Below are 300 nucleotides of genomic sequence, written 5' to 3'. Positions count from 1 at the left end.
GCGCGCTGAATGCCGCGCGCACTGCTGCCGCATTGAACCTTCGCCCCACTGACGCCACGCAGCTATCCGTAGTGGTGACCCATCTCGATAGTGCCCGGGTGTTGACGCCGCAAGAGTACGCGCCGCTGCCTGGCTTATCGCCCAACTGGTGTGGGACGACCCGCGCCAAACCGTCGCCGGCCCTGCTCCCAGTGCCGGTTGCTGCTCCGTTTCCACCACCACAACACCTGGAGAATCGACATGAGCACCCCCTTCAAACAATTTACCTCTCCCGCCGGGCAAGCTCCCAAGGACTACAAC

1 pseudogene is annotated in these 300 nt (G+C 63.3%); it reads left to right on the top strand.

From position 1 onward, the window contains the following. Positions 1 to 244, top strand: a pseudogene (locus HX803_RS33010) (tyrosinase family protein); the annotation flags it as partial. Positions 245 to 300 lie beyond the last annotated feature (56 nt).

The organism is Pseudomonas sp. P7548, from assembly GCF_013386585.1.
Classification (GTDB): Bacteria; Pseudomonadota; Gammaproteobacteria; order Pseudomonadales; family Pseudomonadaceae; genus Aquipseudomonas.
The sequence above is the reverse complement of the archived record's forward strand: the minus strand, read 5'-3'. Positions and strand labels throughout refer to the sequence as shown.